Source organism: Microcoleus sp. A003_D6, assembly GCF_036702825.1.
GTDB lineage: Bacteria > Cyanobacteriota > Cyanobacteriia > Cyanobacteriales > Microcoleaceae > Microcoleus.
Window position 1 is genome coordinate 1 of record NZ_JAUBWA010000188.1, and the last position, 8,823, is coordinate 8,823.

Here is an 8,823-nt window from a genome sequence, read left to right on the forward strand (position 1 = left end):
ATTTATTCGGGGTACAACGAGAGCGCTCAGATTTATCCCCTCTAAATACACAGAGGGACTTCCCGGCTGGTAGTTAAATAATTATGGCTTACAGCTAGATAGTTTTGCTAACCCGAGGCGTTTTCCTGGATTTTATGCAAATTCCCTAAAAAACTCTCCATGCCTTTGTCCGATTCTTCTTCACAACCGCTAAATTCTAGCTTTTCTTTTACCTTTAACACTCAAGATTTTGGTAATTGATGTATAATAATGCAAAGCAAAAAGCAGATTGATTGCAAAAAATACCAAAGTTAAAACAAAGGTAAAAAAAGACGTAAACGACAGCCCAGAAGTCATCGTAAACATCGCGAAAATGATTGAGCAAAGCCCAAAACCGGAAGCAAAAGAACTTAAAATCAGCCACCGCACCTTAGACATAGTTTAATTTAAAAATTAGCAGTAAAATACACTTTGGGCAGCTACCGATGAGTGCCAAATGATACTTATTACTATATAGCGGAATTGCTCACTTCCGCAAAGGGAAAAACGACTGCTTTCCTAAAAAGGTTTGAATTCTACAGAAAAATACAGCCCGCGCTCTTGTAAACTCCTGTTGCTCGACTTAATATCAATCAAAGGAATTCCCCAGCCTCCGCGAACATTCCACCTCTCACCGTACTGCCACCGCAAGCCCAATCCCGCTGACAGCAAAGTATTCGCTTCTATGGCCGCAATTCCCCCGCCCTGAGTCCACACATTCCCAAAATCCACAAACGGCGTTACCTGCAAAACTCCTTGTTTGTCGCCGGTGCGCAAAATCGGATACCGCAACTCGGCTGAACCAAAAATCCCGCTATCGGCAAGCAAAGCATCCTGACGGTAGCCCCGCACCGTGTCCGAACCCCCCAAACCAAATTGTTCGATCGGCAAAAGCCCTCCCCCAGCCAACTGCACATCCGATCGCACCACCAGCAGCGTCTGGGGAGCCAACAACCGCACGTACTGCAATTGACCCCGCCACGCCAAAAATTGACCGTCAGGCTCACTGCGGCTCACCGTAGCGCCAAATGCTCCCACTCCCAAACTGAACTGCGATCGCGCCGCCAAGACATCTCTCTCACCCCTCTGAGTAAAATCCTGAAACAGCCTCAGCGCCGAAACCCGAGTTCTCCCGCGAGCATCCGCTCCCGGCGACAGCGGAAAATCCTCACCCAGCAAAGATGTATCGCTTTCTCGCCTGCTGGCACCAATCCCGATCGCGATTTCTGTTCTCGGAGTTTGCACGATCGGCTGGCGGTAAGCCAACTCGTAACTGCGGCTCGACGCCTCAATATCCAGCGCGTCAAACGGCGACTCAACAATATTGCTTTTGCTCCTGCTGAGCTGAAAACTCACAGTACCGTTGCGCGAATTCACTGGCAACGTGTAACTCAAATCGACAGCATTGCTACCCTGAGTATTTGTATAAACCAAACTCGCACTATCTCCCAAACCCAACAAATTAGCCTCGCGGACTTCCGCGCCGCGCCGCCAACTCCCCACACTCGGAGAGCGAGAATTGTCAGTAAAAATGCTGGCTTGAAAAGTTCTTGCTTCTTTGACTCGGACTAAGAGCAAATTAAAACCCGCACGAGAACCCGCTTGCAGTTCCGCTGAGATGTTTTCGATTTGCCCGCTAAGTTGCAGCAATTGCAGAGCTTCTAGCAAACGCTTTTCGTTCAGCGGGCCTCGTGTTGCCAGGGCTAATCGGCTTCTGACGTAGTTAGAATTCAGCCGCCTAGTCCCAACTACATTTATACTTTCTAGCTTGCCTTCGATCGCTAATATTCTGACAACTGAGCCGGAGAGGGTTTGCGGCGGAATCAGCGCTCCCGAAGTGATATAACCTTTGCTGATGTAGAGTTGACTCACAGCAGAACGAGCTTGCAGCAGTTGAGCAAAAGTCAGCGGGCGGCCTATAAAATCTTTGAGTACAGCATCTAATTCTTCTTTGCTAAAGACGGTGCTGCCAACAACTTCAAATCGATCGACCTTTATTAGGAATATTTTATAGTTATTTGGAATTGCGTCGGCAGCGCCCGATCGCAATTCCAAAGAATTAAATTACTTTATCACTTTTTTTAAATAATTTAATTCGTTAATTCAACACAAAGATGCTTGACAAAATGAAAACTTTGTGTATTAGTAAAGAACCCCTGAAAAAAGCTCCGACCTCCCCAAGCTAGCGCTGTAGGTCGGCGGAGCATTCTATCAAAGCTATCATCTGAGAAATAGGTGAATTTTGATAGAAATTACTACATTTTATTGAGCTGCGATCGCAATTCTTCCAACTCAGCGTCAATCACCGGACTCGACTCCGAGGTAGTAGGAGTAGTAGCAGTTTTACCCGCTGCCGGCAATTGACCTTGAGACACAGAACCCCCGGTCAGTTGAGCTTTCATCTGAGCCAACTCGTCGTCAACATCACCACCGCTTTCGAGCAAGCGGAACTGTTCCTCTAAATTGCTGCCACCGGCCGCCAGTTCTGCCGAAGCTCCCGCGCGAGCTTCTATCTGCAAAACTTTTTCTTCCATGCGATCGAAAGCTGCCATCGAACTGCCAGTATTCAAGGTGCCAATGGTATTGTTGAGCTGTTCCTGAGCCTTAGCAGCGGATATCCTGGCTTTGAGCATATCCTTCTTAGTCTTGGCTTCGGAAATCTTGCTCTCCAAACCGATCAAGTTGCGCTTGAGACTTTCCACCTGACCCGATTGCTGTTCCAGACTCGCTTTCAGGGTAGCGGCCGTTTCAGCGTGAGACTTTTTGCGAACTAGCGCTTCCCGGGCCAAAGTCTCGTCTCCTTTTTGCAGGGCTAGCTGAGCGCGCTGCTGCCACTGGTTAGACTGAGATTCAGCTTGATTGTACTGAGTCTGGGTGCGCTTTTGAGTGGCGATCGCGCTGGCAACGGCCTGACGCAACTGCACCAAGTCTTCCTGCATATCCGTAACGGACTGTTCTAAAATCTTTTCCGGGTCTTCAGCTTTGTTGACAAGATCGTTAAGATTGGCTTTGACGACTCGGCTAATGCGGTCAAATAATCCCATAATGCTATTTTTCCTGGGTGAGGTGTACGAAGTAGGCGGAAAGCAGGCTTGATAGCCCTAGCCCGCAGTTGTGAAATTCACTCTTGTCAGATTTTTAGTGCGATTTAGTTTTTGGCAATTTTTGCAGACAGATAAATCCAGTTTAAAGCGATCGAGTAATGTGATGCAGGCAAGCTCATTCATGCACCTATCTACTGAGTTTAACTTCGATCCGGGAATTACCCAACACGTTTCGACCTATCTCTAGCTGCGCTGTTGAGAAGTTTTTGCTCATCCAAACTATTGTTGTGCACGCGGGCGTTCAGGATGCGGGCGGCTCGCCGGATGGCAATTGGGGTGTATTCTTGCCCGGAAGCATTTGTGCTTTCATCGCCGCCAACTCAGTATCCACATCGCCGGCACCTTCGAGAGAGAGAAACTTCTTTTCTAAATCATTAGTTCCGAGTTCTGCGATTGCTTCGGAGCGAGCTTCTAGCTGCATGACTTTCTCTTCCATCCGTTCAAACGCGCTCAAAGCGCTGCCGCTATTGAGATTGCCCATCATTTCTTGAAGCTTTTCCGACGATGCAGCGCTTCTTGCTCGGGCAATGTACATATCTTTTTTAGATTTTGCCTCAGAAATTTTACTTTCGAGCGCCCGCATATTTTCTTTAAGTTGAGTCACAACAGCGTTCTGCTGTCCGAGACTGGCTTTCATCGCCGTTGCCGTTTCTTGATAAGATTTTTTGCGCGTCAGAGCTTCCCGCGCCAAATTTTCCTCGCCTTTTTGCAAAGCTAGCTGCGCCCGCTGGTACCATTCTGCGGCTGTAGACTCAGCTTGGGAACACTGGCGTTCGGTGCGTTTTTGAGCTGCAATCGCCCCTGCCACAGCTTGTCTGAGCTGCACTAAATCTTCCTGCATATCCATTACAGCCTGTTCCAGAATTTTTTCTGGGTCTTCGGCCGCCCCGACCAAACTGTTAATATTGGCTCGAATCACTCGCCATAGGCGATCGAATAATCCCATTTTGCCTGTCTCCCGATTTTATTAAATTTTAGATTTAGGACTGGGAATTGACAATTAAAAAACCAATTTTGTGTTAGACAAAACATTCCTCATTGTCTAGCTTTGTCTAACAATTTAGTTAAAGTTTTTCACCCTTTACCAGAAAAAATTGGTTTAAAGCCTCTCCCTTGCAGGGAGAAATTAAAAGAAGACTATTCAATACTCCAATCCTCGGACTTCCAGGTAGAGGCGGTGCGCTGAGCGGAGTCGAAGCGTCGCTATCAACTGCGTCGCCCTGAGCGTAGTCGAAGGGTCAACTGTCAACTGTCAACTGCGTCGCCCTGAGCGTAGTCGAAGGGTCAACTGTCAACTGTCAACTGAACCTTTACCTAATTTATGGCTGATAGTATTGCGGCTTCACCCCTTTTTCTTGGAGTTCTTTCACCAAACGTTCTGCTGAGGCAGCATCGTTCAAAGCCCCCATTTGGATCTTGACACCCTTTGAGAAGTTTCGCACGTAGGCATCAGGAACTGCGGTTCTGGCTTGCTGCAACGATTTTTCGTCGGTGTAATCGGTGACAACGTAATAGAAACCGTCGGCAGCCCGTGTCGGCCTTCCCAGCGGGGCTGCTGTCGCCTGGGCTGCTGTCGCCGGGGATGCTGTCGCTGAGGCTGCGGCTGTCGGCTGGGCTGGGGAGGGTGTTGGAGGCAGTGTCGGCAGTGTCGGGACAGGCTGGGAGGCGCTGGGGCTGGGACTGGGAAGCAAAGCCGTACTGAGATTGTTGAGTCCTTGTTCCCTGCCTCTGGCTGGGTTGCCGTCTTCTGTAGGTATCGGGACAGCCGCGCCAGGGCCTGGAGGCGCTGCCGGATTGGGCGGGATTGATGCTTTTGGCGACGGGGAAGCAATCGGGCTGGCTGTCGGCTTGACATTGCTCAGAGTGCTCAAATCTAGCTCGACAAATTCCTTGGATGCCAGATTTGGAGCTTTCGGCAGTTCCTTGGTGCCGGTATCTGATGTGGCGGTAGTAACTTGACTGTCGCTGGCCCCGGGCGCGGTACGATCGACCAAACGGTTCAGCCCGGCCATTTTCACCAGACTTGACGGGTGCATGACGGCGTAGCCCAAAGCTGTGCACGACAGCAGAAACAGCAGCATCGAACTCAGTCCCAGGGGAGTTAACAAACTGGCGGCTAAACTGCGTTCGACCGCAGGCTCGGCTGTTTGCTCGTCCAAACTTTCGATCAGTTTTTCGCTTGATTCGAGATACTTGTTGGGTGCCAAGCCACTGCTAGATAATTTTGTGCCACCCCTGGTAGTTGCTAGCGGGGCATCGCCCTGAGTGCCGGCAAGGGATAGGGGCAGCGATAGCGGCTGCTGGGTTTCCTCCGCAGTCTCCGGCGCCAAATTTTGGGCTAGCTGTTGCTCGGTTGTGGCTGTTTGCTTGCCGGTACGAACTGAGGGCGACACCCACTGTTCGGCGCGCCGCCTGTGCCTTCTATATGTTGTCAGTTCTGCTTCTAGATTTACATCTAGACTCCCCAGGACTGCTTGCAAAGCAGGCTTGATTGGGGTTGAAGAGGATTGATGATTTGGGGATTCCACCGAAGAACGCTTACTCATTAGCAAAACTCCTACCGCCTCTGAATTAATTTTAATGTTTTGATTGTAGAGATAAACAAGAAGCTTGAAAACTTGCCTATTTTAATGACTAGCTACTTTTGGCGTCAATGCAACAGGGGCCCGAGCGCCTGCTGTCGATCGCCGTCCGCTATCTTTTCATTTTCCTTTTAAAACTTAATTGTTGCTGTGTCCCAAAAGCTGATTGCCGAGACTGCAAGCAGCTTTTTGTATCTGGAGATACCGCTTATTTCTAACCTCTCATTGTTGTGCCGCATTTGTACTTTTTCTTGATCCCTGACAGGCTTATAAACTTTTAAGCTGTGTTTTTACCTATACCATGAGTCTACACTGAGCTTATTGTTTCTATATATAACGAGATTATAAAGAATTTATAAAATTTAATTACTGTCCGGGGATCGCTATAACCCAGACAGCATAAAGGCTGGAATGCTTTAAACCCTGCTGGCTCTACATTGGAGAATTAGAGATGAAAATGGTTTACCTAAGAACGTTTTATGAAAACCCAATTAACTTCTGCTTGCCGTCACTGCCGCCACTATACCCCAGAGGGGAGACGCGGGGGTGTTTGCGAGCTGCTGAGCGTTCCGGTTCAAAGTCAGTGGAAAGCTTGTTCTTTAGCGGTTTCGGCTTTTGGGCTATCTTGGGAAAACATAGAAGAAATTGAACTGTGGCAAGAACAGACTGTAACTTTGCAGGAGGCTGCCGTCACTCTTGCTGAGCGCAATGCCTGCCAGCTTACAGGCACAACGTTAACGGAAAAAGCTTCAGCGGCCGTCTCGGTCTAGTTAGTCAGCAGCAGGACAGCTCATACCATTTTCGATTTTCGATTTTTGATTGGGGAATCATTGATGAGTATTATAGTTTGGATCTGGCAAAGCAGTTTCATTCTTTTTGGGCAAGGGTATCGCTACTCAAACTTTTGGACGATCGGGTAAATTCGACTTTAGCAACTCATTGAAATCTGTAGCATCTGTAATAGGAATGAGGGAACAAAAAAACTCATTTCTCGATCGAGCTATGGCAGCCAAGGATATTGACTAAAATCAGGTTGCCGTTTTTCCAAAAAGGCTTGTTTGCCTTCGGCGCCTTCCTGGGTCATATAGTACAGCAAAGTGGCATTTCCAGCCAGTTCTTGCAGACCGGCTTGACCGTCGCAGTCGGCATTAAAAGCGGATTTCAAACAGCGAATCGCGATCGGACTTTTTTCTAAAATTTCCCGAGCCCACTGAATGCCTTCTAATTCGAGTTGTTCGACGGACACGACACAGTTGACCAAACCCATTTCTAGGGCTTGCTGCGCGCTGTACTGGCGGCACAAAAACCAAATTTCTCGGGCTTTTTTCTGACCGACAACTCTAGCGAGATAGCTAGCTCCGAAACCACCGTCGAAACTGCCTACTTTGGGGCCTGTCTGTCCGAAAATAGCATTGTCAGCAGCGATCGTCAAGTCGCAAATTAAGTGTAAAACATGACCGCCGCCGATCGCGTAACCTGCAACTAAAGCAATTACAACTTTGGGCATCGATCGAATCAACTTCTGCAAGTCGAGCACGTTCAAGCGGGGTATGCCACCTTCGTCTACATATCCCGCCGCACCCCGCACGCTTTGGTCGCCGCCGGCACAAAAGGCGTATTTGCCGTCTGTATGAGGCCCCGCACCGGTGAACAAAACAACGCCGATTTTTGTGTCTTCGCGCGCATCAGTAAAGGCATCGCACAGTTCCTGCACGGTTTTGGGACGAAAAGCGTTCCGTTTGTGAGGTCGATTGATGGTAATTTTGGCGGTGCCGCCACTTTTGTGATAGAGAATGTCTTCGTAGGTTTTGGCGGTGTGCCATTCAATTTCCATAGTCAATTGATTTGAGATTTGAGATCGAGCTAGGTGCATTAAGGCTAAGGCAGCGACAAGTCATTCGATTTTAGATTTTAGATTTTAGATTTTGGATTGATTCCACGGATAAATCACGTGGCGGGTACCATCAAGAAATTCTTGGTCGCTTTTAGATTTTAGATGGATTCGGTTCAATGAGATACAAGGGTCGATCGACTCTTGCCCAAAAAATAAAGCGGGACTTACGCAGAAACCGGATTTTTCACCAAAATACGCCATGCAGCGCTGCATGAATCGGTTAAAAACCCAGTTTTTGAGTGGCTTGGCGCGCAATTCGCGTCTAAAATCGAAAAAGCGTCAAATCCTCTTCCCTCTTTCGCAGTCTTTATACTGCGAATAAATTTATATCCGCTGCATTATTTGCGGAGTAAAATACCCAGCAGGTGCTTTGCTGCTTTGACAAGTACCGGATCGCGGGACTCGAATTCGCTGGGTGCGAGTAAAGCTTGAACTTCGGCAAAAGCTTCTGAGTCGAGGGTTCCTTCTTTAGTAAATAAAGTGTCTATGGCTGCAACGTGTCTGGAGTCGAGGCCGAGTCGGTTTCCCATCGACTGTAAGTACATTTGCTCGCGGAGGTCGATGTGTCCGTCTGCGGCTGACATTTCGTAGCCGGAAACGATAAGCAACAGCTTTTCTGATTCTGAGAAGAAAGCTGTCAGGGTTAGCAATTCCGTGGGGTTGAAGTAAACCTGCTGTTTGGAGATGCCTTTGACAAGGCGCTGAATTAGTTCTACCCGATCGGGGTCGCCGCTGGCAAAGGCTTTGAGAGTCTTTTGCAGCCGTTCTTCTTCTTCAACGGCGATCGTCCTGTCAATAATCATCACTCCGCGCAGGATGGAAATTAGGGCAGTCAGGAAGATGACTAAAGGAGTGATATCTTGTTCGCGGAGCTTTTGCCGGCTAATCCGAGACAACAGCTCAACAACTTCAGTGCTGATTGTGGTAGTGTCCATAATTAAAAATTACTGTCGATTGGGATGCGGTATGACTTTATTTCTCGATCTAAAGTGTTTTTAGTTAGGTAAGTATGCCATAAATTCCCCAAAAAAAACTTGTTTTATTAGCGATCGTACTTATTGTATCCGCAGCCAGTGGATAAGTAAGACTATAGTGAACGAACCTGACGGTCAACTGAGTACAGTTAGACCGCAGGCATTCGTCACAAGTTAAGCTAAGGAAGCATTTGTCAATCAGCAATTATACTCAAAATTTACTCAGATTTTGGGTGGAAAACTGAGATTTG

The 8,823-nt window shown here is 48.1% G+C and carries 9 protein-coding genes; 3 read left to right on the forward strand and 6 right to left on the reverse strand.

The features are described from left to right. Positions 1 to 268 precede the first annotated feature (268 nt). Positions 269 to 424 carry a hypothetical protein gene (locus QUB70_RS30120; RefSeq protein ID WP_332985372.1) on the forward strand — a complete coding sequence of 52 codons (156 nt, stop codon included), beginning with the start codon at positions 269 to 271 and terminating at the stop codon, positions 422 to 424. Positions 425 to 537: 113 nt separating this feature from the next. Here the strand turns inward: QUB70_RS30120 and QUB70_RS30125 are convergent, their stop codons facing one another. Both QUB70_RS30125 and QUB70_RS30130 read right to left on the reverse strand, forming a co-directional pair. Beyond that, the gene (locus tag QUB70_RS30125) at positions 538 to 2,073 is read right to left on the reverse strand and encodes a ShlB/FhaC/HecB family hemolysin secretion/activation protein (RefSeq protein ID WP_332985373.1); all 1,536 of its coding nucleotides are present in this window, start codon (positions 2,071 to 2,073) and stop codon (positions 538 to 540) included. A 200-nt stretch (positions 2,074 to 2,273) separates the two neighbouring features. Then, positions 2,274 to 3,062 (reverse strand): PspA/IM30 family protein, encoded by a 789-nt coding sequence (locus tag QUB70_RS30130; protein WP_332985375.1) that lies wholly within the window; start codon positions 3,060 to 3,062, stop codon positions 2,274 to 2,276. 70 nt (positions 3,063 to 3,132) lie between these two features. Here QUB70_RS30130 and QUB70_RS30135 point away from each other — a divergent pair, with 70 nt between their 5' ends. Further along, entirely contained in the window at positions 3,133 to 3,309 is a 177-nt protein-coding gene (locus QUB70_RS30135; protein ID WP_332985377.1) for a hypothetical protein, read from the forward strand. Positions 3,310 to 3,363: 54 nt separating this feature from the next. Here QUB70_RS30135 and QUB70_RS30140 read toward each other — a convergent pair whose 3' ends face one another. Both QUB70_RS30140 and QUB70_RS30145 read right to left on the reverse strand, forming a co-directional pair. Next, positions 3,364 to 4,068, reverse strand: a complete 705-nt coding sequence (locus QUB70_RS30140) for a PspA/IM30 family protein (protein ID WP_332985378.1) — start codon at positions 4,066 to 4,068, stop codon at positions 3,364 to 3,366. Positions 4,069 to 4,441: 373 nt separating this feature from the next. Further along, positions 4,442 to 5,668 carry a hypothetical protein gene (locus tag QUB70_RS30145; protein ID WP_332985379.1) on the reverse strand — a complete coding sequence of 409 codons (1,227 nt, stop codon included), beginning with the start codon at positions 5,666 to 5,668 and terminating at the stop codon, positions 4,442 to 4,444. Positions 5,669 to 6,183: 515 nt separating this feature from the next. Here QUB70_RS30145 and QUB70_RS30150 point away from each other — a divergent pair. Beyond that, positions 6,184 to 6,474, forward strand: a complete 291-nt coding sequence (locus QUB70_RS30150) for a hypothetical protein (protein ID WP_332985380.1) — start codon at positions 6,184 to 6,186, stop codon at positions 6,472 to 6,474. A gap of 230 nt (positions 6,475 to 6,704) precedes the next feature. Here QUB70_RS30150 and menB read toward each other — a convergent pair whose 3' ends face one another. After that, positions 6,705 to 7,538 carry a 1,4-dihydroxy-2-naphthoyl-CoA synthase gene (gene menB / locus QUB70_RS30155; RefSeq protein WP_332985381.1) on the reverse strand — a complete coding sequence of 278 codons (834 nt, stop codon included), beginning with the start codon at positions 7,536 to 7,538 and terminating at the stop codon, positions 6,705 to 6,707. Between the two features lie 398 nt (positions 7,539 to 7,936). Beyond that, positions 7,937 to 8,533 carry a TerB family tellurite resistance protein gene (locus QUB70_RS30160; protein ID WP_332985382.1) on the reverse strand — a complete coding sequence of 199 codons (597 nt, stop codon included), beginning with the start codon at positions 8,531 to 8,533 and terminating at the stop codon, positions 7,937 to 7,939. Positions 8,534 to 8,823: the final 290 nt, after the last annotated feature.

Bases quoted from the DNA above. Each gene is read 5' to 3' on its own strand.
- QUB70_RS30130 (WP_332985375.1), bottom strand. From the start codon at position 3,062: ATGGGATTATTTGACCGCATTAGCCGAGTCGTCAAAGCCAATCTTAAC.
- QUB70_RS30140 (WP_332985378.1), bottom strand. From the start codon at position 4,068: ATGGGATTATTCGATCGCCTATGGCGAGTGATTCGAGCCAATATTAAC.
- QUB70_RS30145 (WP_332985379.1), bottom strand. From the start codon at position 5,668: ATGAGTAAGCGTTCTTCGGTGGAATCCCCAAATCATCAATCCTCTTCA.
- QUB70_RS30150 (WP_332985380.1), top strand. From the start codon at position 6,184: ATGAAAACCCAATTAACTTCTGCTTGCCGTCACTGCCGCCACTATACC.
- menB (WP_332985381.1), bottom strand. From the start codon at position 7,538: ATGGAAATTGAATGGCACACCGCCAAAACCTACGAAGACATTCTCTAT.
- QUB70_RS30160 (WP_332985382.1), bottom strand. From the start codon at position 8,533: ATGGACACTACCACAATCAGCACTGAAGTTGTTGAGCTGTTGTCTCGG.